At 69.2% G+C, this 25,426-nt stretch carries 22 protein-coding genes and 1 pseudogene; 17 read left to right on the forward strand and 6 right to left on the reverse strand.

Annotation, left to right across the window (positions count from 1 at the left end):
• The 10 genes and pseudogenes from INT49_RS21285 to INT49_RS16890 all read left to right on the forward strand — a co-directional run.
• A pseudogene (locus INT49_RS21285) lies at positions 1-191 on the forward strand (hypothetical protein); the annotation flags it as partial.
• A 4-nt stretch (positions 192-195) separates the two neighbouring features.
• The gene (locus INT49_RS16850; protein WP_193118907.1) at positions 196-1,002 is read left to right on the forward strand and encodes a M56 family metallopeptidase; all 807 of its coding nucleotides are present in this window, start codon (positions 196-198) and stop codon (positions 1,000-1,002) included.
• Positions 1,003-1,079: 77 nt separating this feature from the next.
• Positions 1,080-1,307, forward strand: a complete 228-nt coding sequence (locus INT49_RS16855; RefSeq protein WP_193118908.1) for a heavy-metal-associated domain-containing protein — start codon at positions 1,080-1,082, stop codon at positions 1,305-1,307.
• A gap of 91 nt (positions 1,308-1,398) precedes the next feature.
• On the forward strand, positions 1,399-1,869 hold the full coding sequence (locus INT49_RS16860; RefSeq protein WP_193118909.1) for a hypothetical protein: 471 nt from the start codon (positions 1,399-1,401) through the stop codon (positions 1,867-1,869).
• A gap of 42 nt (positions 1,870-1,911) precedes the next feature.
• The gene (locus INT49_RS16865; protein ID WP_193118910.1) at positions 1,912-3,387 is read left to right on the forward strand and encodes a cytochrome c oxidase assembly protein; all 1,476 of its coding nucleotides are present in this window, start codon (positions 1,912-1,914) and stop codon (positions 3,385-3,387) included.
• Complete coding sequence (locus INT49_RS16870) at positions 3,384-5,639, forward strand: heavy metal translocating P-type ATPase (protein WP_193118911.1); 2,256 nt, start codon at positions 3,384-3,386, stop codon at positions 5,637-5,639. Before INT49_RS16865 ends, INT49_RS16870 begins: the two co-directional genes overlap by 4 nt.
• A 26-nt stretch (positions 5,640-5,665) precedes the next feature.
• Positions 5,666-5,851, forward strand: a complete 186-nt coding sequence (locus INT49_RS16875; RefSeq protein ID WP_193118912.1) for a hypothetical protein — start codon at positions 5,666-5,668, stop codon at positions 5,849-5,851.
• Positions 5,852-5,968: 117 nt separating this feature from the next.
• Complete coding sequence (locus INT49_RS16880) at positions 5,969-6,559, forward strand: DUF5134 domain-containing protein (RefSeq protein WP_193118913.1); 591 nt, start codon at positions 5,969-5,971, stop codon at positions 6,557-6,559.
• A 66-nt stretch (positions 6,560-6,625) separates the two neighbouring features.
• A complete protein-coding gene (locus tag INT49_RS16885; protein WP_193118914.1) occupies positions 6,626-7,363 on the forward strand; it encodes a YcnI family copper-binding membrane protein in 738 nt (245 codons plus the stop codon).
• Positions 7,360-9,081 carry a copper resistance protein CopC gene (locus INT49_RS16890; RefSeq protein ID WP_193118915.1) on the forward strand — a complete coding sequence of 574 codons (1,722 nt, stop codon included), beginning with the start codon at positions 7,360-7,362 and terminating at the stop codon, positions 9,079-9,081. Before INT49_RS16885 ends, INT49_RS16890 begins: the two co-directional genes overlap by 4 nt.
• Before the next feature lie 462 nt (positions 9,082-9,543).
• On the opposite strand, the gene INT49_RS16895 is transcribed toward INT49_RS16890, so the two are convergent.
• Positions 9,544-10,251: a TetR/AcrR family transcriptional regulator gene (locus INT49_RS16895; protein ID WP_319021676.1), complete on the reverse strand. Its 708-nt coding sequence runs from the start codon at positions 10,249-10,251 to the stop codon at positions 9,544-9,546.
• Positions 10,252-10,400: 149 nt separating this feature from the next.
• Between INT49_RS16895 and INT49_RS16900 the strand changes: the two genes are divergently transcribed.
• From INT49_RS16900 to INT49_RS16930, 7 genes are read left to right on the forward strand one after another with little or no spacing between them, the layout of a single operon-like run.
• Positions 10,401-12,179, forward strand: coding sequence for an ABC transporter ATP-binding protein (locus INT49_RS16900; protein ID WP_193118917.1), 1,779 nt, complete (start codon positions 10,401-10,403; stop codon positions 12,177-12,179).
• The gene (locus INT49_RS16905) at positions 12,176-13,909 is read left to right on the forward strand and encodes an ABC transporter ATP-binding protein (protein ID WP_193118918.1); all 1,734 of its coding nucleotides are present in this window, start codon (positions 12,176-12,178) and stop codon (positions 13,907-13,909) included. The genes INT49_RS16900 and INT49_RS16905 overlap by 4 nt, the downstream gene beginning before the upstream one ends.
• Before the next feature lie 27 nt (positions 13,910-13,936).
• Positions 13,937-14,581 carry an MptD family putative ECF transporter S component gene (locus INT49_RS16910; RefSeq protein WP_193118919.1) on the forward strand — a complete coding sequence of 215 codons (645 nt, stop codon included), beginning with the start codon at positions 13,937-13,939 and terminating at the stop codon, positions 14,579-14,581.
• Positions 14,578-15,213 carry an MptD family putative ECF transporter S component gene (locus INT49_RS16915; protein ID WP_193118920.1) on the forward strand — a complete coding sequence of 212 codons (636 nt, stop codon included), beginning with the start codon at positions 14,578-14,580 and terminating at the stop codon, positions 15,211-15,213. Before INT49_RS16910 ends, INT49_RS16915 begins: the two co-directional genes overlap by 4 nt.
• Complete coding sequence (locus tag INT49_RS16920; RefSeq protein ID WP_319021677.1) at positions 15,197-15,964, forward strand: energy-coupling factor transporter transmembrane component T; 768 nt, start codon at positions 15,197-15,199, stop codon at positions 15,962-15,964. Before INT49_RS16915 ends, INT49_RS16920 begins: the two co-directional genes overlap by 17 nt.
• Positions 15,961-17,430: an ATP-binding cassette domain-containing protein gene (locus INT49_RS16925; RefSeq protein WP_193118922.1), complete on the forward strand. Its 1,470-nt coding sequence runs from the start codon at positions 15,961-15,963 to the stop codon at positions 17,428-17,430. The genes INT49_RS16920 and INT49_RS16925 overlap by 4 nt, the downstream gene beginning before the upstream one ends.
• Before the next feature lie 10 nt (positions 17,431-17,440).
• Entirely contained in the window at positions 17,441-18,730 is a 1,290-nt protein-coding gene (locus INT49_RS16930; protein WP_193118923.1) for an MFS transporter, read from the forward strand.
• An 87-nt stretch (positions 18,731-18,817) separates the two neighbouring features.
• Here INT49_RS16930 and INT49_RS16935 read toward each other — a convergent pair whose 3' ends face one another.
• The 5 genes from INT49_RS16935 to INT49_RS21610 are packed head-to-tail and all read right to left on the reverse strand — an operon-like array spanning position 18,818 to position 25,422.
• Entirely contained in the window at positions 18,818-20,527 is a 1,710-nt protein-coding gene (locus tag INT49_RS16935; protein WP_193118924.1) for an ABC transporter ATP-binding protein, read from the reverse strand.
• Positions 20,527-22,239 (reverse strand): ABC transporter ATP-binding protein, encoded by a 1,713-nt coding sequence (locus INT49_RS16940; RefSeq protein ID WP_193118925.1) that lies wholly within the window; start codon positions 22,237-22,239, stop codon positions 20,527-20,529. Before INT49_RS16940 ends, INT49_RS16935 begins: the two co-directional genes overlap by 1 nt.
• Positions 22,236-23,654 carry an ABC transporter ATP-binding protein gene (locus tag INT49_RS16945; protein WP_193118926.1) on the reverse strand — a complete coding sequence of 473 codons (1,419 nt, stop codon included), beginning with the start codon at positions 23,652-23,654 and terminating at the stop codon, positions 22,236-22,238. Before INT49_RS16945 ends, INT49_RS16940 begins: the two co-directional genes overlap by 4 nt.
• On the reverse strand, positions 23,651-24,469 hold the full coding sequence (locus tag INT49_RS16950; RefSeq protein WP_193118927.1) for an ABC transporter permease subunit: 819 nt from the start codon (positions 24,467-24,469) through the stop codon (positions 23,651-23,653). The genes INT49_RS16945 and INT49_RS16950 overlap by 4 nt, the downstream gene beginning before the upstream one ends.
• Positions 24,466-25,422, reverse strand: coding sequence for an ABC transporter permease (locus tag INT49_RS21610; protein ID WP_193118928.1), 957 nt, complete (start codon positions 25,420-25,422; stop codon positions 24,466-24,468). The genes INT49_RS16950 and INT49_RS21610 overlap by 4 nt, the downstream gene beginning before the upstream one ends.
• Between the last annotated feature and the right edge of the window lie 4 nt (positions 25,423-25,426).

Here is a 25,426-nt window from a genome sequence, read left to right on the forward strand (position 1 = left end):
ACGACAGCATAAGAAATCAACCGAATCCGCTGTCCGAAATCACCGCAGCAGCTCAGTCCATGATGAGCGCCCTGGATGGTGCCGGCGACCGGCAGGCTGCGCTGTTGCAGTTCGCCGGAAACCTCGCCGAGGAAGACCTCGACCTGCTCCGCAGCGCCATCACCGGCAAGACCTCGCGCAAGCGCAGGTGATCATGTGATCGCCACAGGTTCCTTCCTGGCTGCAGCAGCACTGATTCTGCTACTCGCGCCGCTCGTGCTGACCGCCGGCAGGTGGCAGGTGCGCCACCCGCGCACCGCACTGGCCCTGTGGTTCAGTGCCCTCTTCGCCGGCATCGGGTGCGCGGTCGCTTCTGCCGTGACGGCGCTGATGTGCTGCGTCGAGGTCGGAGAGGTGCACGGAACCGTCGAAGGCCTGCTCTTGACGATCGCGGGCTGGCTGAGTCTCGGGGTGCTGGCCGCGGTGATCGCTCTTGTCTCCGCGACTGCGGAGCCGCTCGCCGATTCGTGGCGGGAGGCGGTCGGTCGTTTCGCCCCGGTCGCGGTGTCCCGCGAGCACTCGGATGGTGTCACGCTCGTGTGGTTCGGCTCCGACGAGCCGGTGGCGTGTGCCGTGCCTTCTGGGGAGCCGGAGATCTTCCTCTCCACGGCGCTCAAGGAGATGCTGAGCGGCCCGCAGCTTCGTGCCGTGATCGAGCATGAGCGTGCTCATCTGCGACAGCATCACGGGTGGGCCGTGCGGATCGCTGAGATCAACGCGCTCTGCTTGCCCAAGCGGTTCCCGGCCGGGCGAGCGCTCAAGCGGGCCACCCTCCTGTTGATCGAACTCATCGCGGACGATGCCGCCGCCCGTCGCGCTGGCGCCGTCCACCTTGCTAACGCCCTCGCGACCATGGGGCGCACGACCGCCGATCCCGGGCTGGAGCTTCGCGCAGACCGGCTTACCCTGCGCCGCTGGAAGAAGCCGCGGAGCCAGCGCGGAGCAGCCCTCGCACGCGCCTGACTCCACACCTCCGAACCACTCTTGTCTACGACACGATGTAGAGTTAGGGGAGTGGTTCGGTGTCAGGAGGAGTGGTCATGGCCGGGTTCGAGTTCTGGGTGAACGGGATGACCTGTGAGCACTGCGAGCGTGCTGCTACGGCCGAGCTTTCCGCGCTCTCGGGTGTCGTCGATGTCCAGGTGGATGCTGCTTCCGGTCGCGTTCTTCTCGCTCACGAGGTTCCCCTTGATCTGAATGCGGTGGAGTCGGCTGTCGAGGATGCCGGCTACACGGTGCGGTCCTGGACCACGGCGACGAATGCCTGACACCATCGCGGCCGCTCCCACTGCAGCGCCCGTCCCGGAGCCAGTACCCGCGTCCGTGCCGGATCCTCGAGTCCGTAAACCTCTGGCTGCGGTGGTCGCGCTTCTGATCGGCGGAGCCGCCCTCGCCCTTGCCGTCTTCCCGGTCGTCGTGGCGGTCATGCTCGGCGAAGAACCGTATGACCTTCTGCATGTCGGGTATCCCGGTGTCGATGTGGCCATAGTCACCACGATCCTGCTCTCGGGTGCCCAGCTCGGGACCCTGGCCACCAGTGGGGCTCTGGTGCATGTGCTGTTCTTGCGAGCCGCCCCAGCCCGTAAAGCGCGGTATCTCGAGGATGGTTTCGAGATCTCGGTGCTGCGCGTCGCCTCCGGTGTGTGGGCGACGTGCGCGGGTGCGCTTGTGGTCTTCGAGGCTCTCGATTCCAACGGCACTCCGTTGGCGCGACTGGCTACTCCTGGCGCGTTGCCGTACTTGTGGGAGGCGAGCTACGCGCCGAAGGCGTGGACGGTCAGTTTCCTGGCAGCGCTGGTTGTCCTCTTCGCTTCGTTTTTCGCAGAATGATGGACGGGCCTGCTGATCCCGCTGTGGGCGACCGGGATCGCGGTGCTCGCGCCGGTTGTCTCCGGGCAGGTGCTCGTGGGCCCCGATCATGACTTCGGCAGCGACGCGGCGATCTTCCAGACCATCGCTGTGAATGCGTTCTTCGGGGCGGTGCTGGTCGCCGCCGTGCGGGTGGCCTCGGGGCGGCTTGTCTCGCCCGTGACGTTGCGTCGGCTGTTCTGGATCGGTGTCATCGCGCTCCCTGTCATCGTGATCACGGATGTGATCATCGCTGTGTTCAAACTCGCTGGCAGCAGCATGACGGCCTCGCTGACCGGATGGCTCGTCCTCGCAGGCCTCGCCTGTCTGACACTCGTCGCCGCGGCGTTTGCGACCGCCGCGATTCTCGCGAGCAGGGGGAAGCTGCGCGCAGGTCATCTCACCGCGCTGCTCTCGCTCTCAGCCGGTGCGGTGGCGGGGTGGACAGGTGTGGGCGTGGCGATGACGCGCCAACCCCCGCCGCAGTACTTCGTCCCGACGAGCATCGAGCAGGTCTTCATGGGCTTCGAGGTTCCCGACGCCCCGACGCTCGGAGTGCTGTTCGGGCAGTGGCGTCCGAACCTCCTGTTTCTGGGTATCGCCGCAGCGGCGATCATCGTCTACCTGGTCGCCGTGCGCACGCTGCACCGCCGGGGTGATCGGTGGCCTCTCGGGCGGACGGCGGCCTGGATCGGCGGGTGGACGGTTGTGGTCGTCGCGACGAGCTCCGGGTTCGGGAAGTACTCCGCCCCGGACTTCGGGGTGCACATGATCGTGCACATGTCGCTGAACATGCTGGCCCCCGGGCTTCTCGTCCTCGGTGGTGTCGTCACGTTGCTGCTGCGCGCGAGCCGCTCGGACCGGAACGAGCCCGCGGGCCTGCACGACTGGATCACGTGGGTGCTGCACTGGCGGGTGCTGCAGTTCCTCTACAACCCGCTGATCGTCTTCGTGGTCTTCATCGGCTCCTACTACGGCCTCTACCTCACCGGCATCTTCGGCGACTACATGAGGTTCCACTGGGCGCACCAGCTCATGAACCTGCACTTTCTCATCGTCGGCTACCTCTACTACAGCCTGATCATCGGCGTCGACCGGCCCCCGCGGCCCCTGCCGCACATCGGCAAGCTCGGGTACGTGCTTGCGGCGATGCCGTTCCACGCGTTCTTCGGGGTGATCCTGATGACCAGCTCCGACATCATCGCCGAGACCTTCTACCGCTACCTCGACTTGCCCTGGGCCGATCTGCAGGCTCAGCAGTATCTCGGTGGCGGCGTCGCCTGGGCGGGTGGGGAGATCCCGCTGATGATCGTCATCGTCGCACTTGGCATCCAATGGAGCAGGCAAGACGCCAGGGACGCCCGCCGTAAGGACCGGCACCTCGACACCGGCCGCGATGACGAATACGACGCCTACAACCAGATGCTCCAACGCCTCACCGACCGCGACGCGACGCGACCCGGGCCCCGACCGACCGTCCGAGAGGACACCCACTCATGACGACGACAGACACCACCACACCTGTGGCTCTCGCTCCGGTGGAGCTCGACATCTCTGGGATGACGTGCGCGGCCTGCGCGGGACGCGTCGAGCGCGCACTGGGCAAGCTCGACGGTGTGACGGCGAGCGTCAACTACGCCACCGAACGCGCCATCATCTCCGGCCTTCCCGACAGCGACGTAGCCACGGCGATCCGGCAGGTCGAGAACGCCGGATACGGTGCGCACCTGCGCGATGGCAGCGACGACGCCTGGTCGACGCGCGCCACCGAGGTACGGATCTCGTCGCTCCGGAGGCGCCTGGCCGTGTCCGCGCTGCTCACCGTCCCACTCATGGACATCACGATCGTCCTGGCCCTCGTCCCCGGCTGGAGGTTCCCCGGCTGGGAATGGGTATGCGTGCTGATGGCGCTGCCGATCGTGACATGGGCGGCGTGGCCGTTCCACCGGGCGACGCTCCGTAACCTCCGCCACGGCGCGGTCAGCATGGACACGCTCGTCTCTCTCGGCATCGCCGCGTCCTTCGGATGGGCGATCCTTACCCTGCTGCTCGGGTTCGGCACCACCGAGGCCGCCGGCTACTGGCTCGGCTTCGGCGTCACCCCCGCAGGTGCCGACTCCATCTATCTCGACGTCGCCGCCGGTATGACGACCTTCCAGCTCGCCGGCCGGTACTTCGAGACCCGCTCCCGTCGCAAGGCAGGTGATGTGCTCGGGGCGCTGAACGCTCTCGCCGCCACCCATGTCCGGGTTGTCCGCGACGGCGTCGAGACGATCGAGCCCGCAACGGCGCTCCGCGTCGGCGACACGTTCGTCGTCCTCCCGGGAGAGACGATCCCCGCTGACGGCACCGTCCACGCGGGCGCCGCTGCGGTGGATGCGAGCATGATGACCGGGGAACCCGTCCCCGTCCCGGTTGGCCCCGGAGCTGCGGTGACCGGCGGCACGATCAGCACCGACGGTCGCCTGGAGGTGACCACGACATCTGTCGGCGCCAACACCCAGCTCGCGCAGATGGCCGCGCTCACCGAGCAGGCCCAGGCCCGCAAAGCGCGCGTGCAGAACCTCGTCGACCGGATCGTCACCTGGTTCGTCCCCGCCGTCATCGCCCTTGCGATCATCGTCAGCCTCGCGTGGACCCTCACCGGCACTCCGTTTGCGCAGGCGTTCGGCATCGGGATCAGCGTCCTCATCATCGCCTGCCCCTGCGCACTCGGGCTCGCAACGCCGACTGCGCTCATGGTCGGGATCGGGCGGGCCGCGACCCTCGGCATCCTGATCAAAGGCCACGACGCCCTCGAAGCCTCCGGCACCATCACCACCGTCGTTCTCGATAAGACCGGAACCCTCACCACCGGACGCATGATCGTCGAAACCGCGACCCCCTTTGGAATCGCCGATCATGAGCTGTGGCGTTTGGCCGCGTCCGTCGAGCAGGGTTCCGAGCATGCGATCGCGCGCGCTATCCAGGACGCCGCCCGCGCTCACGTCACCGACCTTCACCCGTTGGAGGACTTCACCGCCCTCCCTGGTCTCGGTGCTACGGCCCGCATCGCAGGGAGCACCCTCGTCGTCGGGAACGCCGACCTGCTCCGCGAGCGCGGCGTCGACCTCACCCCGGCGGTCGCCGCTCTCTCGGATGCCCACGAGCACGGGCACACCGTCGCCCTCGTCGCCCGCGACGGGCACCTGATCGGGCTGATCGCCCTCGCCGACACCATCAAGCCTGGCGCCGCGGACGCCATCACAGCGCTGCACGCCCAGAATCTCACCACCGTGCTCCTCACCGGCGACAGCCCCGCTGCTGGCGCGCGCATCGCGGCCGAACTCGGCATCGAACGCGTCCACGCCGGTGTCGCCCCTGCCCAGAAGGCTGACGTCGTCCGCGAACTCCAAGCAGCCGGAGAGAAGGTCGCGATGGTCGGCGACGGTATCAACGACGCCATCGCCCTCGCCACCGCCGACCTCGGGCTCGCGCTCGTGTCCGGCACCGACATCGCCCTCAAAGCCGCGGACATCATCCTCGTCCGCGACGACCTCCACGTCATCCCGGATGCGATCGCGATCTCCCGCAAGACCCTCCGCACCATCCGCACCAACCTCGGCTGGGCCTTCGGATACAACATCGCCGCCATCCCTATCGCTGCAGCCGGGTTCTTGAACCCCCTCATCGCCGCCGCCGCGATGTCCTTGTCATCCGTGCTCGTCGTCTACAACAGCCTCCGCATCCAGCGCGTGCGCAGCACCCGGTAGGAGAACGTCAGGAGACAGATACCCCGATGGAGTTCTTCCTGCCGCTGTCCCTTGCCGCGATGCTCTACCTCCTCATCCTGTGGACCGCCCTCACCACACCACCACGGCCCCCACAGCTCTCAGATCCCACCCTGCGCGACGAATGGGACTCCGTCGCCTTTCGGGTGCGCAAAGGCGTCGAACGCCTGCGCAAGCGCTTGCGCAGGCGGTAGCGCCCTCGCGGGAGCTGGACCGGCTCACCCGGGAGGCGCTGTGCGCAGGCGTTTTGACCTCGCGATCGCCACCCCGCTAATGTATCTACTACATGTTGTAGAGATAAGGTGTGTGGCATGCTGTCTGACCCGGTGCTCCAATGGACGCTGACACTCGCCTTCTCCGCGACCGCCGCGTACGCAACACTGCGGCTCGTCACAGACCGCAAGCCGCTGCTCATCGTGGGCAACGCTTTGCACCTGGTGATGAGCCTCGTGATGATCGCCATGTGCTGGCCGTGGTGGACCGTACTGCCGTCACTCCCGCAGACGCTCTTCTTCTCGGCCGGCACGGCCTGGTTCGCTGCGGTGGTGCTCCTCCAGACGCGGCGTCGCATCACCCGGGCTGCCGTGGGCGGACACAGCGCGTGGCATCAGGCGGCACACGCGGTCATGATGCTCGCGATGGTCTGGATGCTCCTCGCGATGCCTTCCGGATCCGACGCCACGACGCATGACCATCACCATGGAGGGCTCGAGCCGTGGGCGGCCCTGACCGGGGTTGCCGTCACCGCGGCGCTGACGACGTCCGGGGTCGTCTTTCTGGTCGAGCTCGTCCGCTGCATGCGCGGGCGTACCACCTGGCTTGCGCACACCGGGGATGTCGCCTCCGGGGCGCTCATGAGCTTCGGCATGGCAGCGATGTGCTGGCCGATGATCACTGGCTGAACACCCCTTGACCACCACCATCAGTCCGCTGGCGCTGCCGGCGGGTCAACAAGAAAGAGAGACACCATGAGTGCACGACGCGCCAAGAGACCCCTGCTGATCGGAACCGGAGCCCTCGCGGCTACTGCCGTACTGGTTCTCGGCGGCGCGGTCGCCGCGAGCGCACACGTCAGCATTGCCGAAGGCCCGGTCGAGGCCGGCTCGTACTCGATCCTCACCTTCGGGGTGCCGCATGGATGCGATGGGTCTGCGACGACGGAGGTGGCGATCCAGATCCCCGAGGGCATCAACGCCGTCACACCCACCCGCAACGGCCTCTACACCGTCGAGAAGGTGATGGAAGACCTCGACACCCCGATTACCGACAGTCACGGGAACGAGGTCACCGAGCGGGTCGCGCAGGTCGTCTACACCGCCTCGACGCCCCTGCCCGATGGGCAGCGGGACGCGTTCGAACTCTCACTGCAGATCCCCGAGGACGCAACCGACACCACCCTGTACTTCCCGACCGTCCAGACCTGCGAACAGGGCGAGACCGCCTGGGTGCAGATCCCGGAAGAAGGTCAGGACGGCCACGATCTTGATGCACCAGCCCCGAGCGTCGACGTCGTCGCAGCCAGCGACGCTGGATCGCACGGGCACGGTGACAGCTCCGAGGCCACCGTCGATGCGCACGACGAGGATTCGGCATCCGCGTCAGCTCCTGCAGATCAGACGCCGCTCGTGGTCACCTCGCTCGCCGTCGGGGCCCTCGGCCTGATCATCGCCGTGATCGCCCTGCTGAGGGGACGCAAGAAGGCGTGACCACTCTCATCGCCGGGAAACACCAACCGCGACGCGGCCTCGCCCTGTCTCTCCGAGTGCTGGCAGTCCTCCTCCTGGGAGGACTGCTGACGCTCACCGGAGCACAGACGGCGTCCGCACATGCCGAGCTGCTGTCCACGACACCGGAGAACGGTGCCGTGCTCGACGAGGCCCCCGCGGAGGCAGTGCTGACGTTCAACGAGCCCGTACAGCTCATCGACGGCAGCATCCGCCTGTTTCCCGGCGATGACGACCCCCTCACACTCGACGCACACGTGAACAACACCAGCGTCATCGCCGTGCTCCCCGCCGACCTAGCCGACGGAGCCTATGCGCTGAGCTACCGCGTCGTCTCAGCAGACGGGCACCCCATATCCGGTGCGATCGCCTTCACCATCGGAGACGGCCAGGCGGACAGCGCGACGGCTCCCGTCGTGGAAACCGCGACCCCGCAGGATACGCAGTTCGCCGTCAGTGCCCTGACTGCACTGCAGTACCTCTCGCTTCTGGTCTTCGCCGGCCTGGTCCTGTTCGAGCGACTGGTGCTGCGCAGCACGGCACCACCTGAACGCCGGTCCAGGAACATCCTGCGACTGACCGGCATCGGCGCAGGAGCCGCCTCGCTGCTGCTCATTCCCACGTCAGCGCTCAACGTGACTGGAAACCCACTGACCGCGGTGCTCGATCCGACTGCATGGTGGTCGGGTGTCTTCTGGGCACCGGTGACTGCGGCCATCATCGTATGCGCAGGACTCGCCGGAGCCACAGTGCTATCGACACGACAGCTGGGGAACAGGGGGATGCGCCTGCTCGCCGTGCTGCCGCCGCTCCTCGCGCTGGCCGCGCCCGTGCTCGTCGGGCATACCCAACTGATGGAACCACGGGCACTGATCATCGCCGCCGACCTCGGACACCTTCTCGCCGGCGCGTTCTGGACCGGAGGAGTCCTCGGCCTCCTCCTATTCCTCGCCGCCACCCGCGTCACCAATACCCAAGAGGCCCGTACCGCACCGACGCTCGCTGCGAAGGTCGTGCAGAGGTTCTCCCGCATCGCGGTGTGGAGCGTCGCCGTCCTCGCAGTCAGCGGAACTGTCATGGGCATCATGATCGTCGGAAGCGTCAACGCTCTCATCACCACCAACTACGGGCTCACCCTCCTGCTCAAGATCGGGATCCTCATCCCCGTCATCGCGATCGCTGCCTACAACAGGACCCGACTCCTCCCACGCATCGCGTCACGACCAACCGCACGCATGCAATGGCAGACGCTGACCCGAACCCTCAGCTACGAAGCCGCACTCCTTGTCGCCATCCTGCTGCTCACCGGCTTCCTCACCAACCTCAGCCCCACACACGACCACCACGACACCCCAACCGAGATCACGGCAGCCACCGCTCAGACCGTCACTATCGACGCGGACGCCCAAGGGCTATCGCTGAGGGGCGAACTCGAACCAGCGCTGACCGGCGAGAACGAGATCACCTTCACACTCGAATACGACGGCGAACCAGTCACGCCCGACGACGTGACCATTCGCACCCACCAGGCCGAACACGATCTCGGGCCGTTCCAGACCACAGCCGAACTCGACCCAGTAACCGGTCAATACTCCGCGGATCTAGACATGCCCGTCACCGGAGAATGGGAGATACAAGTGCTTGCCCGCGTATCCACCTTCGCGCAGCCGATCGTCACGATACCCATCACCATCAATTAGCTTCGCTGCGCCGGGGTAGCCCTAGCCGTCAGGGACGATGTATGCGCGGATCGGTTCGACGCCGCGCCCTTGTGCGCCACCGCGACGTGACTGTGTCTCGCACATACCGATAATTCGGACGTTGCGACCTTTGCTCCCCTACGGCGTTCCAGATTCCTGGTAGTGCCGTGTCAGCGCTTGCTGCCGCATCGCGATCGCCGTCACCGGTTACAACAGAGTTCAGCAAGTACCGGCAGCCCTCACCTGCTGCCATCACCCCGGAGAGGTGCGTACGTCCTGCGCCTGCGACTTGGCGAGCAGAACCTGACGCTCAGCCGTGGCGAGACGGCCGAGTTCTACACTCGCTCCCCGCATGCGATGTCCGCTGCCGGCGGCCGTCCGGCGCAGGTGATCAGCATCTTCAACGAGGCCGGCGCCCGGATGCATACGCACACAAGCGCCTGACCCGTCTGAATGACGGCGCTACCGGGGTGCGTCAATGTCGGACGCTGAGAGGCTGGCCTCGAGGCCCGCGATCGTGGTGTCGACGACGAGGCGGTAGTAGTTCCAGCGCATCCGCACGGCGGTCTCGCCGCCTTCCGCGAAGGGGCGGATGAATTCCTGGCCCATCGCGCGGACCTCTTCGGATGCGGTGGGCATCTGGCGGAACTCGGTCATCATCGTGGCGTGGTCACGAGGGCCGTCGTCCTCGTGCTGGAGTCGGTCGTCGCTCATCGAGACTGTCAGCATGGCGTTGTTGAGCAGCACCGCGTAGGCGAAGTCTGCGCGGTCACCGAAGCCCGCGTGGTGCAGGACGGTCATGCCGGCTTCGAGGACAGGAAGTGCCGCGGGCAGCGTCGGTCCGTGCATGAGCATCCACTTGGCCGTGCCCGGATACTCTGCGGCGAGAGGTCCGGCCGAGTACAGGAGGGTGCGGAACCACTCCTGCCAGGGCAGGTCCGCCTCGGGCGGGTCGATCTGCCCGAGCATGCGCTCGACGACCCGGCGGCACAGTAAGTCCTTCCCGCCGACGTGGTGGTAGATCACCGAGGCGGCCACGCCGAGCCGGCCGGCGAGGTCGCGGATCGACCAGCTCATCAAGTGCGACTCGTGCGTCAGCTCCACCGCGGCGTCGATGACGCGCTCGGGGGTCAGTCCGACGTGGAACGGTGCGGGGTCCGTCGTGGTCACTGTGGCTCCTCGGACTGGCTTACGTAGGTGCATACTCCGAAACCTATTGAGGTAAGGCTTGCCTTACCTGTAGGGTTTCGCTTGGGATTAGAACACTGTTCATTGTACTGTGTGATAATCGTTCTCAATAGAATGAGGGAAGGGGCGCGATGAGCGTGGCACCGAGAGAGACACCGGCGGCGGAGGGTTCGTTCTTCGCCGCGGTGCGTGGCAGTCTGGCGGCGATCATCGTCTTGGCGGTCCTGGGTGCGGCCAGCAGCGTGGTGCCGTTCATCGCGATCGTCGAGCTCGCCCGCGTGCTGCTCCCGGCGATCGACGGGGCGCCGGTCGACGCGGGCCGCGTCTGGTCGATCGTCATCATCGCGGTGGTCGCGCTGGTGGTGAGCTTCGGTGCGGCGTTCTTGTCCGGCGTGGTCGGTCACTTCGCGGATGCCGAGCTGCAGCACTCGCTGCGTCGGCGGATCGTCCGCCATCTGCAGCGCCTGCCGTTGGGCTGGTTCGATCAACGCAGCTCTGGCTCTGCCCGCAAGCTGGTGGAGAACGACGTCGTCGCGCTGCATCAGCTGGTCGCGCACTCGATCCAGGACGGCCTGACCGCGATCACGGTGCCCGTGATCAGCCTGGTGTATCTCTTTGTCGTGGAGTGGCGGATGGCACTCGCCGCTCTCGTGCCGCTCGTGCTGATCTTCCTCCTCTACCCGCTGATGATGCGGGGAGCCGGGGAGAAGTACGTGCAGTACGACGAGGCGACCCAGGCCCTGTCGGGCGCGACCGTGGAGTTCGTGCAGGGCATCGCGGTCGTCAAGAGGTTCGGACAGGTGGGGCGCAGCCACCGCCGCTATCGGGACGCGACGAGGGACTACTCGAGGTTCGTCGGCGAGTGGACCCGCGAGACGGCTGTGGTGTTCACGATCGTCGAACTCATCGCCTCGCCGATCGTCGTGCTCACCTGGCTGCTCACCGCCGCGGTCTGGCTCACCGCGTCCGGCGGGGCATCCGCGCTTGACGTGCTCCCCGGCCTGCTTCTCGGGCTCGGGCTCACCGCGCCGCTGATGAAGCTCGGCGCCTCGGGCCAGTTCCTGCGCAACGCGACCAAGGCCCAGCAGTCCCTCACCGCGTTCTTCGCCCTTCCCCCCATCTCCCAGCCGGATTCCCCGCAAACGCCGGAGGGACGCTCCGTCAGCTTCCAGGAGGCGTCCTTCAGCTACGACGGCGAGCACCGCGTGCTCCACGAGATCGCCGCGTCCTGCGCGCCCGGCACCGTGACCGCCCTGGTCGGCGCCTCGGGGTCGGGGAAGTCGACGCTGGCGAAGCTCGTCCCGCGCTTCTACGACGTCGACGCCGGCGCGGTCCAGATCGGCGGAGCGGATGTACGCCAGATCGCGTCGGGCGAACTGTACCGGCAGGTCGGCTTCGTGTTCCAGGATGTGCAGCTGCTGCGTGCGAGCCTGCGCGACAACATCCGCCTCACCCGGCCCGACGCGACCGATGCCGAGGTCGAGGCCGCCGCCCGCGCAGCACAGATCCACGACCGTATCCTGCGCTTCGAGCGTGGCTATGACGCCGTGGTCGGCGAGGACGCGAACCTCTCCGGTGGAGAGGCCCAGCGGGTCACGATCGCCCGCGCCCTGCTGGCGGACGCCCCGGTCCTGGTGCTCGACGAGGCGACGGCGTTCGCGGATCCGGACTCGGAGGCCGCGATCCAGCGCGCGCTGAGCACCCTTGCCGCCGACCGCACCGTGCTCGTGATCGCCCATCGGCTGCACACGATCGTCGGCGCCGATCAGATCCTGGTGCTCGACGGCGGTCGCATCGTCGAGCGCGGCACGCACGCGCAACTCGTCGCGAGCGGGGGCCGGTTCGCGCGGATGTGGGCCGACTACCAGGCCAACCATGCCCGCTCTCTCCCGGAAGGAGTCCAGCTGTGATCCGCCGTCTGCTGCACTACTGCTCGCCCCGCGCCCGACGCCTGGTGATCGCCGAGCTGAGCTTCGTCGTCGTCGCTGCCCTGCTGCAGGGCATCGCGTTCCTGCTGCTCGTCCCCCTGCTGCGGTCCCTGTTCGTCGGGGACGTGGACGGCTCCTGGGGATGGCTGATCGCCGTCGTCGCCGCTGCCGTCGGCTATGTGATCGCGTCGTGGTTCGCATCCCAGATCGGGATGGAGGCATCGACCGCAGTGCTCGACTCGCTGCTCGAGCGTCTCGGCGACAGCGTGGTCTCGCTGCCGGTGTCCTGGTACACCACCGACCGGACCGGCCTGATCGCGGGCCTCGCGACGCAGGGCGCGATGTTCGTCTCGACGATGCCCTACGCGATCCTGCGTCAGATCCTCGCCGGGTTCGTCGCCCCCGGCACCGTCCTGGTCGGCATGTACTTCTTCGACTGGCGGCTCGCCCTGGCGATGACGGTGATGGTGCCGATCATCGTGATCGGTTACCGCTGGCTCAGCCGCAGCATCGGGCGGGGCGATAAGGCGCACGCGGTCGCGGTCGACGAAGCCTCCAACCGGGTCGTCGAGTTCGCCCGCGCCCAGCCCGCCCTCCGCACCGCCGGCGAAGGTTCGATCGCCGACCGTCTCGTGGCCGAGGCCCTCGAGGACCAGCACAACCAGTACCGGGGGCTGCTCATCACCGGCGGCTCGGCGATCGCGCTGTTCGCCGGCCTCGTGCAACTGTCCGTCACGGTGCTGCTGGTCGTCGGCGCGTTCCTCGCCATCGGCGGAACCGTCGACATCGCCACGCTGATCGCCCTGCTCGTGCTCGGTGTGCGGTTCAACGAGCCGATCGTCACCGCGGGCGACCTCGGCGGCGGTGTCGCCGTGGCGAAGACCACGATCGACCGCCTCGACGAGCTAGCCGCCGTCCCCAGGCTCCCCGAGCCCGAGCACCCGGCGACACCCGCCGACTTCGGCATCGAGTTCCAGGGCGTCACCTTCGGCTACGGCGGTGACCCGGTGCTCCGGGATCTGTCCTTCACCGCCCCCGCTGGTGGGATGACCGCGATCGTCGGCCCGTCCGGCTCAGGCAAGACCACGATCACCAAGCTCATCGCCCGCTTCTACGACCCCGAGGCGGGGACCGTGCTCATCGGCGGCGTGCCCGTGCCCGAGCTGGGCACCGACGTGATCGAACGGGCCGTGGCACCCGTCTTCCAGGACGTCTACCTGTTCGACGACACCGTCCTGAACAACGTCTGGATCGGAGGCCCCGACCTCTCCCGTGAGGAGGTCATCGCCGCAGCGACCCGTGCCCGCGTCGACGAAATCGTCGCGCGTCTGCCCGGCGGATGGGATGCGCGCGTCGGGGAGGGCGGCTCGAACCTGTCTGGCGGGGAACGGCAGCGGGTCTCGATCGCCCGGGCCCTGCTCAAGGACGCCCCGATCGTGCTGCTGGATGAGGCCACCAGCGCGCTGGACATCGGCAACGAGATCGCCATCGGCGACGCCATCGACTCGATCCGTACAGGCCGCACCCTCGTCGTCGTCGCTCACCGACTCCAGACGATCATGACCGCCGACCGGATCATCATGCTCGACGGCGACGGCGGCATCCGCGAGTCCGGCAGCCACACCGAACTGCTCGCGGCAGGCGGCGCCTACGCCCACTACTGGCGCGAACGCGTCGACGCCGCCGGCTGGCAGCTCACCCACCACGACTGAACCCCCGAACCCCGGAAAGAGAACCCCATGTCCGACACCGTCGCCCCACCCCAGACCGCCGCAACCGCGACGGGCCGCCCACCCTTCACACTGAAGTTCAAGGCCCGCGACTTCCTGAACGTCGCCATCTTCGCTGTGATCTATATCGTGGTGATCTTCGCCGTCGCGATGCTCGGCATCATCAGCCCGCTCGTGATGGTGATCACGCTGCCCCTCGCGCCGCTGGTCGCCGGCATCCCGTACATGCTGTTCCTCAGCCGCGTCCGTCACGGCGGCATGATCACCCTGTTCGGGATCGTGTTCGGCCTCGCCTCGATGGGCTGGGGCCATCCGTGGCAGAGCGTCCTCGTCATCGTCGCCGTCTCCCTGATCGGTGAACTGGTCATGTACGCGGGGCAGTACCGCTCCAGGTGGGCGGCGATCTGGACCTACACGATCTTCTCGGCGTGGATGATCGGACCCTGGATTCCGTTCTTCCTCGATCCCGCCGGCTACATCTCGCAGCAGGCCAGCCAGTCGATGGGTGCCGAGTACGCCACGCAGATGGAGGCCGTCCTGACCGGGCCGGTCGTGCTCGGCGTGTGGATCGTCGGGATCGTCTTCGGGTTCCTCGGCGGTCTGCTCGGCGCCGCGGTGCTGCGCAAGCACTTCGCGAAGGCGGGACTCGCATGACCGACACGACCGTCCCGACCGAGGCCGGACCCGCCAGGACTCGACTCTCGGTGCGGTTCAGCGCACGCGACCTGGTGAGCGTTGCGATCTTCGCCGTCTTGATGATCGTCGTCACCTACGCGATCGGGATGCTCGGCATCCTCTCACCCCTGGTGTGGCTTGCCGTCGTGCCGGTGTCAGTGCTGGTGAACGGGATCGTGTTCCTGCTGTTCGTCACCAGGGTCAAGCACGCCGGGATGGTGACGCTGCTCGGCGTCGCCGTCGCCCTGTTCTACCTGCTGACCGGCAACACGGTCTTCAGCACTATCGGCATTATCGTCCTCGCCGTCCTCGCGGAGGTTGTGCTGTGGGCGGGGAGGTATCGCTCCAGGTGGGCGGCGATCTGGGCGTACACGATCTTCGCCCTGAGCTTCTTCACCCCGTTCCTGCCGCTCGTGTTCGACCGCGAGAACTACCTCCGCAGCCCGAGCTTCACGACGATGGGCCAAGAGTACGTCGCCGGCGCCGACGCGCTCACCACGCTGCCGGTGCTCGGTGTGCTGGCCCTCGCGATCGCCGTCGCCGGGTTCCTGGGCGGGTTGTTCGGCTCTGCTGTCCTGCGCAAGCACTTTGTCCGTGCCGGCCTTGCCTGAGACCGCGGCCCCCATCGCCGCGACACCGGTCAGCGTCGCCGGGCGGCGGGCGCTCGACCCGCGCAGCAAGATCCTGCTCGTGCTGCTGGTCAGCCTCGCCGTCATGAGCCCCGGCGGGCTGATGTTCGTGCCGGCCGGGATCGTGCTGGCGACCGTGCTCGCCGTGACGGAGCGCGCCTGGTCGCGTGCCCTGCTCATCCCTGTCGCAGCCATCGCCATGTACTTGCTCGGGTGGGTGCTGCCGCTGATCTGGGCGCACCCTGTCGTGACCATCGTCGCGATCGGCTGCGGATACGTCATCAGGTTCGTCGCTGCGTTCGGGGTCGGCGCACACCTCATCGCCACCACCTCGCCGACCCAGCTCAGCGCCGCGCTGAGGGCCTGGCACCTGCCCCGCGCGATCTCCGTCACCCTCGCCGTGATGCTCCGGTTCTTCCCTGTCGTCGCCGCGGAGTCCTCCGCAGTGCTGGACGCCATGCGCCTGCGCGGACTGGTCGGCATGGCGGGCCTAGCCCGGCATCCGATCCTCAGCATGGAACGCTTCACCGTCCCGATGATCGCCGCGAGCCTGCGCGCCAGCGAGGATCTGTCCGCCTCGGCGATCCTGCGCGGACTCGGCTCACGCCGCGTCCCCGTCTCCCTCGACCCACCCCGGTTCGGCGGGCCCGACCTCGGGCTGCTGCTCGCCGTGACAGTCCTCGCGGCGGCGAGCCTGCTGCTCCCGAACCCCTTGACGATGGTGATCGCATGATCCAAATCACGGGCGTGTCCTGGACCTATCCGCACGCCGAAGCCCCGGCGCTGCACGACCTCGACCTGCGGATCGCGCCCGGCGAGTTCGTCGTGCTGTGCGGGGCGTCGGGCTCCGGCAAGTCGACGGCTCTACGGCTGATGAACGGCCTCGTCCCGCAGTTCCACGAGGACGGCATCCTCACTGGCACCGTCACCGTCGAGGGCATGGTCACCACCGACGTCGAGCTCGACGCCCTCGGCCTCGTCACCGGGACCGTCCTCCAGCATCCCCGACGCCAGTTCTTCACCGACACCGCCCGCGAGGAGACCGCGTTCGCGATGGAGAACTTCGGGTTCCCGCGCGACGCGATCCGAGCACGCGTCGAGGCGACCCTCGCCGACCTCGCGGCGCACGTCCCGATCGAGCAGCGGCTGCGGCACCTGTCCGGCGGGCAGCAACAGCAGGTCGCGATCGCTGCCGCCACCGCCCACGACCCTCGCATCCTGCTGCTAGACGAACCCAGCTCCAACCTGTCCGCCGACGCCGTGCGACGGCTCACCGCCACCCTCGCAGACCTCAAAGCCCAGGGCGTCACGATCGTCATCGCCGAGCACCGCCTGCGCTACCTCCAAGACCTCATCGACCGGGTCGTCGTCATGCGCGACGGCACCGTCGACCTCGAATGGACCGCGGCGCAGTTCCGCGCCGTCCCCGACGCCGTGCTCGCCCAGGAGGGACTGCGCGGGCAGATCCGCTCGCCCGACGTGCCCGCCCTGCCCGCGGCCGGCCGCAGCGCGGCCGAACAGGCCCCGGTAGAGGACGTGCCGAGCGGGACACTGCTGCTAGACGGCATCCGCTGCCGGCTCGGCGGCCGCGTCGTACTCGACCTCGAACGGGTGGCCTTCCCCGCCGGGGAAGTGACGGCGATCCGCGGCGTCAACGGCGCCGGCAAGTCCACACTCGCCCGCATCATCACCGGCCTGCAGACATCCGCCGGCACGATCCGGATCGACGGACGAGTGCTGAGCCGGCGCGCGCGGCAACGGGCCAGCGCAATCGTCATGCAGGACGTGCAACGCCAGCTCTTCACCGACAGCGTGCAGGCGGAGATCGACCTCGCCGCAGTCGATGCCCCGACCGCTCCCGATCCGGCTGCCGTTCTCGCCGCCCTCGATCTCGACCATCTCGCCGAACGCCATCCACTGTCACTGTCCGGTGGACAACAGCAACGCCTGGTCGTCGCGGGCGTCCGCGTCGCCGGTCGCCGCATCGTGATCTTCGACGAACCCAGCTCGGGCGTGGACCGACGCCACCTCCAGTCGATCTGCGATCAGATCCGCCAGGTCGCCGCCGCCGGCAGCGTAGTGCTGCTCATCAGCCACGACGACGACCTGCTCGCCCTGGCCGCCGACCGGCAACTGACTTTGACCCCACCCGCCACGCAGCGGCAACCGATGCTCGCCGACGCCAGCCGGAACGAATAAGGAAGGCATCATGACCTCGGCTACCCCGATCCCCGCGCCCGAGACGACCTCGCCGCGCCCGCAGATCCCGCTGCTGCTTGCCGCAGTGCTGCTCATCTACCTCGGCCAGATGACCCTCAACCCGATCATCGCACCGCTGTCCCGCGAGGTCGGTCTCGCCGAATGGCAGATCGGCGTCACGATCAGCACCGCAGCGGTCATGGTCGTGCTCACCAGCCAGTTCTGGGGCCGCCGCTCCCAATCCCTCGGGCGCAAGCCGGTCCTCGTGGCGGCGTTCGTGCTCGCCACGGCCGCGATGATCCTGTTCGCGCTGCTGGCCTGGCTCGGCATGACCGGCGCGATCACCGGCGTGACCCTGTTCCTGCTGTTCGTCCTGCTGCGCGGCATCGGCTTCGGCACCGCGATCGCCGCCGTGCCGCCCACCGCGCAGGCGTACATCGCCGACGTCACCCCGGACGAGAAAACCCGGGTCAAGGGCATGGCCGGCGTCGGCGCCGTGCAGGGCATCGCCATGATCGGCGGGTCCGTCATCGGCGGAGCACTCTCGGCCCTCGGCATCCTCACCCCGCTGATCGCGGTGCCGGTGCTGCTGCTCGCAGGCCTCGCGTTGATCCTGTTCCGGCTGCGCCGCGAGCCGCGGCACGAGCTGATCGAGACCCCCACCAGAGTCAGCCCGTTCGACTCGCGCGTGTGGCCGTTCCTGGTCGCCGGATTCGGCATGTTCACCGCGCTCGGCTTCATCCAGGTCATCACTGGCTTCATCGTCCAAGACCGCCTCGGCCTCGATGCGACCGCCACCGGACTCGTCACCGGCGGCGCGCTCCTGGCCGCCGGCGTCGGCATGATCCTCGCCCAGGCTGTCATCGTGCCCCGCAGCGGCTGGACCCCGCCCACCCTGCTGCGCGTCGGCAGCGTGATCGCGTTCGCAGGCTTCCTCGCGCTCGTCATCGACGCCGGCCCCGTCCTCCTGTTCGCCGCGATCCTGCTCATCGGACTGGGCCTGGGCATCGCGATGCCCGGCTACACCGCCGGCCCCACCCTGCTCGTCAGCCGCGACGAGCAAGGCGGCCTTGCCGGGCTGATCGGCGCGACCACCGGCCTCACCTTCGTCGTCGCCCCGACTGCCAGCACCGCGCTGTACGGGGTGTGGGCGCCGCTACCGATCATCATCGGCGGAGCCATCATGGCAATTGTCGCCGTATTCGTGCTGACTCATCCACGCTTCCGCCGCATACCTGCCGTGCCCGTGTCGGCGGCAGCATCGACGTCTGATCGCGACGGTGGTCTGGGCTTGCCCTGACTCGCTGTTTTCCGGGGATGAGCGGGCTCCGGCAACACGGCTCTCGGCGCGACATGCGAGGACATCGATGATGTGCATGCGGGTGCGTCAACTCCGCGGTCCGGCGTGGTCGCGTACTAGGTCGCGGTAGCGCCCTGGAGTCGAGGCAAGCACGGTGGGGCCGCCGTGTTGGACGATGCGACCGTTGTCGAGGACGAGGATCTGATCGGCGCGGGCGGCGGTGTCGAGGTCGTGGGCGATGATCAGGACGCTTCCGGTGCGTGCGAGCCGCGTGGCGGCGTCGGCGATGAGGGAGGCGTTTTCGGGGTCGAGGGCAGAGGTGGCTTCGTCCATGAGGGTGAGCGGCGCGGCCTTCAGCAGCGCGCGGGCCACGCACACGCGTTGCCGTTGCCCGCCGGACAGCCGGCTGCCGCCGGGCCCGACGGGGGTGTCGAGTCCGTCCGGCAGCCCTGCGAGGAAGGCGTCGAGCCCGACTTCGGTGACGGCCGCGGCGACCTGTTGCGGGGAGGCGGTCGGGCGTCCGAGGCGGATGTTGTCGCCGATGGTTCCCTCGAGCAGGTAGTCGTCCTGGAGCACGACGGCCAGTGCGCTGGCGAGTTCCTCCGAAGCGAGCGAGCGCAGGTCGGTGCCGTCGAGGAGGATCTTGCCGGCCGAGGGGTCCCAGAATCGTGCGAGCAGACGGACGAGGGTGGTCTTGCCCGATCCGGACGGTCCGACCAGGGCGGTGAGCCCGCGCCGCGGAAGCGTGAAGGAGACCTCCTGAATCACCGGGGCATCGTCGTAGGCGAACGAGACGTTCTCGACATGGACGAGCTCCCCACCCGGCTCGGGCGGTGGCCCGTCGGGCAGATGTGGGAGAGGCGCTGTGCCCAGGACAGCGGCGAGGCGGTCGCGAATGCCGGCCTGCAGGCGCAGCCCGGCGGCGAGCTCAGCACCGGATTGGGCGACGGCGACGAGCCGTGCCGCCACCACGAGCACGCCGAGCAGAGTCGGGAGGGACAGGCTCGCGCCGACGACCCAGAGGACACCGAGGCCGATCAGGATGGCGAACAGGGCGTTGAGGGTCAGGCCGAACAGGACGAACCCGGGGATCACGGTTCCGGCGGAGCGACCCGCGGCGGTGTGGACGGCGTCGAGGGCGTGGTCGAGGTCATCGTTGTCTTCGGGGCGTTGGTCGGTACGGATGAGTGGCTGCCGGTCCGCGTACTCGAGGATGCGACGGGTCGCCTCCGCGGAGACTGTGTGCCGCCGGGCATCTACCGTGCGGGCCAGGCGGGCGCTGACCCGACTGGCGCTGAAGGCGACGGCGGTCATCCCCAGGATGGCGAGGGTGAAGCGCCAGTCGAGCAGGGCGAGTGTGAGCGCGGCGGCGACGGGCGTGACCAGTGCTGTGAGCGCGGGCCGCAACAGGATGGCTGGGTAGGACATCGTCTGCGGGACGCCGGTGGTGGCCAGGTCGATGATGTGCGCCTGCCGGGTGCCGGTGAACCATCCCAGTGGCAGCTCGGCCAGCTGTTCGCCGAGCCGCAGGTGCAGCGCGCGGGCGGTGCTGCTGCCGACCCGGAATGCGACCATCTGCGCGACCCATTGCGCGACCACGAAGGCGATGACCGCGCCGGCCAGGACGATCATCCACGCCGTCGGATCGGACGCCGCATCGAGGCAGGCGGCGATGAGGATGCCCGCCATGCCCAGGGCGACGCCGTGCAGGGTGGCGGCCGCGGCAAGCCAGATGGTGAGCGTGACGAGTCTTCGGGCATCGGGGGCGGGTAGGAGGCGGTGCAGGGTGCGGAGCATCAGCGGCTCCCTTCCGGGGTGGTCGTCTTCTGCGCGTCCCAGAGCGTGCGGTAGGGAGCGCAGGCGATGAGGAGGTTTTCGTGGGTGCCGGATCCTGCGAGCCGGCCGTGGTCGAGGACGAGGATGCGGTCGGCGTGCCGGACGAGGTGCAGTTGGTGGGTGATGAGTAGCACCGCCCGATCCGTCGCGTGCGTCCGCAGGGTGTCCATGATGCGGGTGCGGGTGGTCGCATCCAGCGCGGAGAGGGTCTCGTCGAGCACGAGCAGGTCCGGTTCGCGCAGCAGCGCCCGGGCGAGAGCCAGTCGCTGGCGTTGCCCGCCGGACAGCTCCGTGTCCTCGCCGAGGACGGTGTCGTAGCCGTGTGGGAGCCCGGAGATGTGGTCTTGGATCGCCGCCTGCGTCGCCGCCTCGACGATGCGGTGATCCGGCACGGGGCGGCCGCCGGTGAGTGCGTCGCGGATGGAGGTCTCGCGCAGCGTGGTGTCCTGGAAGACGAACGCGATCCGCTCGTACAGGTCCGCCTCCCGCAGGGCAGGCAGTTCGATGTCGCCGAGGAGCACCCGGCCTTCGTCGGGGTCGGTGAAGCGTGCCAGTAGGGCGGCGAGCGTGCTCTTGCCGCTGCCGGATGTGCCGACCAGCGCCACGAGCCCGCGGTCGGGCAGCGCGATGGTCATATCGTCGACCGTGACCTGCTCCCCGTATCGGACGGTCACGGCCTCTAGCCGTGTGGCGGCGCCGCGCAAGGGTGGTTCGGAACTGCCCCAGGTCAGGTGGGGCTGGTCGAGGAGATCGCCGATGGAGCCGAGCGCGGACAGGCCGGTGCGGATGGCCTGCAGGCGGGGACCGGCGACGGCGACCGGTGCGGCGATCGCGGGGCCGAGCAGCACGCCGGCCACGAGGGCGGCCGGGGTCACCCAGCCGACGAGGACACCGGTGCTCCCGAGGAGAGCGAGCAGCCCCGTGGTGAGGCCGGGTGCGACGGCGAGCCAGGACGCGGTGGTCACGGCCGCGGTCGAACCGGACCAGGCGCGGAAGAAGTCGTGGAAGGTGTTCACCGCCGCGGCGTAGCGGGTTTTCGGGCCGCCGGCATCGCCGTAGATCTTCGCAACTGGCAGCCCGTGGACGAAGTCGACGACGGCGCCGCCGATGCGTTGCTGTTGGGTCGCGTACTCGGCGAAGTTCGCGCCCGATCCGCGCATCGCCCGCACGTACCAGGCGACCCCCAAGATCAGAGGGGCGAGGCTCACCAGGGCCAGGCGCCAGTCCACGATCGTGAGGGCGGCGAGTCCGGCGATCGGGGTGACGATCAGGGTCGTGGCGTCCAGCAGGGTGTGCGCGACGAGGTAGTGCAGCGCCGCGGTGTCGTCCTGGACGACCTTCCGCAGCCGGGCCGCCCCCTGTCCGGTCACCACCGGCAGCGGGGAGTGGCGGATGACGTCGGCGAGGCGGCGCTGCAGCAGCCAGGTCAGGCGGGCATCCGCCCGGTGGGTGATCCAGGTCGCCCCCGCCGCGGCGAGGGCCGACCCGAGCGTGCCGAGGACGGCGGCGATCACGACCCCGGCTTCGGGGGCGGTAGCGCCGGTGAGCCAGGCGCTGGTGAACGCGATCAGGGTCAGGATGGGCAGCAGCGCCAGCAGCCCGGCGAGCGCCTGCAGCACGACGGCGAGGATCAGCGGGGCACGGACGGGACGTAGCAGCGTGAACGGGCTCATCCGAGTCGTCCTTCCTGGAGGGTGAGGATCCGGTCGGCGCGGTGGGCGACCGGATCCTGGTGAGTGATCAGCAGCACCGGCAGCCCGGTGTCACGTCGCAGCTGGTCGAGTGTGTCGAGGATCTGCTGGGCGCTGTCGTGGTCCAGCGCCGCCGTGGTCTCGTCGCTGACCAGAGCGGAGGGGCCGGCTGCGAGTGCGCGTGCGAGCGCGATGCGGTGCCGCTGCCCGCCGGAGAGCTGATCCGGGGTGCGATCCAGCACGCCGGGGCCGAGGCCCACGAGCGCGAGGACGCTCTTCGGTCCCGCCGGCGCCGGCCGAGATCGCCGGCGGGCCGTGTCGAGGGCGCGGTGCAGGGTGCGGCGGACGGTCTCGCGGGGGTTGAGGGCGGCGCGGGCGTCCTGTCCGACGTAGGCGAGGAAGGGGGCATGGTCTCGGGCGCGGATCGCGGCGTCCCAGGGGATCTCGTTGTCGTGCAGACGCAGGATGCCGGCATGCGGTGGGGCGAGACCGGAGAGGGCGCGGGCGAGCGCGGTCTTCCCGGCCCCGGAGGGTCCGCGGATCGCGAGGAGCTCACTGGCCTCGAGGTGCAGTTCGGCGTCGCGCAGCAGTTCCTGCCCGCCGCGGCGGATCGTCACCCCCGCCATCGACAGCACCGGCCGGCTCGGTGCGAGATGACGCCCCGGGTCCACCCGAGGCGTCTTGGTGACGCTCATAGGAGCAGCGGGCGGGGAGGTCTGTTCCGAGAGGTGCCCGTGGTCGAGGCGGAGGGTGCGGTCGGCGGTGCGGTCGATCAGGTCCTGATCGTGGCTGATCAAGAGCACGGCCGGGTGCCAGGGCAGCCGCGCGAAGGTGGCGCTGACCCGCAGGGCGGTGTCGGCGTCCAGGCCGCTGGTGGGCTCGTCGAGCAGGAGCAGTCGGGGTCGGGTGAGGAAGGTCCAGGCCAGCAGCGCCCGCTGCGCCTGCCCGCCGGATAGCTGTGCCGGATGTCGGGACAGTAGGGCGGGGTCGAGTGCGGCGGCCTCCGCGGCAGCGCGACTGAACTCGTGCCGCGCGCGCCGTGAGGCTGTGGGGTGAGCGGCGCGAGCGGCGGTGCGCAGCTGGGCGGCGACCGTGCGGGCGGGGTCGAGTGCGCTGGCGGGGTCCTGCGGCAGATACGCGGTGACCCGCCCGCGCAACGCTCGCCGTTCCGCGGGAGTGAGCGGGTCGCGGCCGTCGACGCGCACCGTCCCCGCGGTCAGGTGTAGGTCCGGCGCGAGGTGGCCGAGTAGGGCGTGGGCGAGCGTGGTCTTGCCTGCCCCTGACTCGCCGACCAGCCCGGTGACCTCCCCGGGACGCAGGGTCAGGTCGACCTCGTGAAGGATCGGTTCCCCCTGCCGGTCGGCGATGGTGAGCCCGGTGACGGTGGCGATGCTCATGCGAGCCGCCCGATCGGTCCGAGGCCGCCGACGCGGGTCTCGGCGGCCCGATCCAGGAGTGCAGTGACGCCGATCGCAAGGGCGACGAGGAGCACGGCGGGCACGAGCACGGGCAGGGCATTGGTCTGGAGGCCGGTGCTGTTCTCGCGGACCATGCGCCCCCAGTTCGCCGCGGGGGCGCCGGCGCCCAGGCCGAGGAACCCGGCGGTGGCGGCGAGCTGGGTCGCGGCGACGAAGCGGATGCCCGCCTCGGCCAGGGCGGCCGGGATCAGGCCCGGGAGGATGTCGAACCGGACCCGTGCCGTCCAAGGTTCACCGCGCGCCTCGGCGTCCCGGGCGTAGTCGGTGGTCGCGAGCGTGTGGGTGCGTTCGCGGATGACCCGCACCGAGAACGGGACGCTGACCGCGGCGATCGCGACCGCGACGACCGTGTCGTTGCCGGGGAGCCCGGCAGCCAGCAGGAGTAGGAGGAGCAGTGCGGGCACCGCTGCGATGCCGTCGACGACCCGCAGCACCGCCCCGCTGGTGCGGGCGTGGTGGGTCATTCCCGCCCATACGCCGACGCACATGCCGATCACGCTGCCGAGCACCGTCGCCGCGGCAGCCTGCAGGACGAGGGTGCGTCCGCCGGCGAGGACGCGGGCGAGCACGTCACGACCCAGGACGTCCGTCCCCAGCGGAATACCGGATTCGGGCGGCTGGAAGGGGCCGCCGACCGGGGTGCTGGTGCTGCCACCCACGAGCCACGGACCGGTCAGGGCGAGCAGCAGCACGAGCGTCGCGGGGACTGCGGCGACCCACTGGCGGGCGGTCACGAGTGCTCCTGCCGCCGGGTGCGCTGCTGCAGCACCCGTGTGATGATGTCGCCGGCGAGCAGGATCGTCAGCACGACCGCACCGAGCACCAGCGCGAGGCCCTGCACGAGCGGCACGTCCCGGTTCTCGACGGCGCGGGTGAGCTCGTAACCCAGGCCCGGCACGTTGAAGAGGGTCTCCACGACGATGCCGCCACCAAGGAGGCCGGCGATCATGACCGTGAAGGCATGCACGGCGGGCGGTGCCGCGTTCGCGACGATGGTGCGGACGTAGGCGGGCCCGCGGATGCCGTTCAGTCGTGCGAACTCGGCGAACGGGGTGGCGACGGTCTGCGCGACCGAGGCGCGCAGCAGCCGCATCGTCGACCCGAAGCCTCCGAGCGCAAGGGCGAGGGCGGGCAGCGCGATCAGCTCGGGGTGCTGCCACAGGCTCTGCCCGGCAGGGACGATCGCGACCGCCGGGAGGATCGGCAGCCACACCGCGAACACGACCAGCAGTACGGTCGCGATGAGGAAGTCCGGGGTGCCGATCAGCCCAAGCGTGACCCCGGACAAGATGCGATCCAGCCTGCCGCCGGCGCGCATCCCGGCGATCGTGCCAAGCACCCCGGCCAGGATCACGATGCCGACCGCCGCCGGTACCAGAACGGCCAGGCTCGCACCCAGCCGGGCGACCACGATCACGGCGACCTCGCGCCCCGAGACCAGCGAGACGCCGAGGTCGCCGCGCACGAGACCGGCCACCCAGACGCCGTAGCGTTCCAGCGGTGGCCGGTCCAGGCCGAGCGCGACCCGGACCGCCTCACGCTCGGCGTCGGTCGCATCGGGGCCGGAGACCACGCCGACGGCGTCGCCAGGCAGCACCTCGGTGGCCCAGAACACGACGAAGGACAGCACGGTGAGGGTCGCCGCACAGGTGGCGACCCTCACCGCGATCCAGGAGACCGTCCGCACCGGG

Source organism: Brachybacterium tyrofermentans (assembly GCF_014897585.1).
Classification (GTDB): domain Bacteria; phylum Actinomycetota; class Actinomycetes; order Actinomycetales; family Dermabacteraceae; genus Brachybacterium; species Brachybacterium tyrofermentans.